At 70.7% G+C, this 229-nt stretch carries 1 protein-coding gene; it reads left to right on the top strand.

The window, feature by feature from the left end; all coding sequences use genetic code 11:
* Window positions 1–17 precede the first annotated feature (17 nt).
* Window positions 18–229: PLP-dependent transferase (locus KVS67_RS13795; RefSeq protein WP_217565619.1), on the top strand; the 212-nt coding region annotated here is incomplete at its 3' end.

The raw sequence follows: 229 nt of genomic DNA, 5'->3' as shown, positions 1-229 counted from the left end.
CCATCGAAAGGACCCCCGTGGCTGACCACGTGTTCGGCTTCCGCACCCAGGCGCGGCACGCGGGCGCCGTCCCGGACGCCGTCCACGGCTCCCGCGCGGTGCCGATCCCCCAGACCAGCTCCTTCGTGTTCGAGTCCGCCGAAGACGCCGCCAACCTCTCCGCGCTGCAGATGTACGGCAACATCTACTCGCGGATCGGCAACCCGACGGTCGCCGCGTTCGAGGAGCG

The organism is Micrococcus sp. GbtcB5 (genome assembly GCF_019091605.1).
Classification (GTDB): domain Bacteria; phylum Actinomycetota; class Actinomycetes; order Actinomycetales; family Micrococcaceae; genus Micrococcus; species Micrococcus luteus.
The sequence above is the reverse complement of the archived record's forward strand: the minus strand, read 5'-3'. Positions and strand labels throughout refer to the sequence as shown.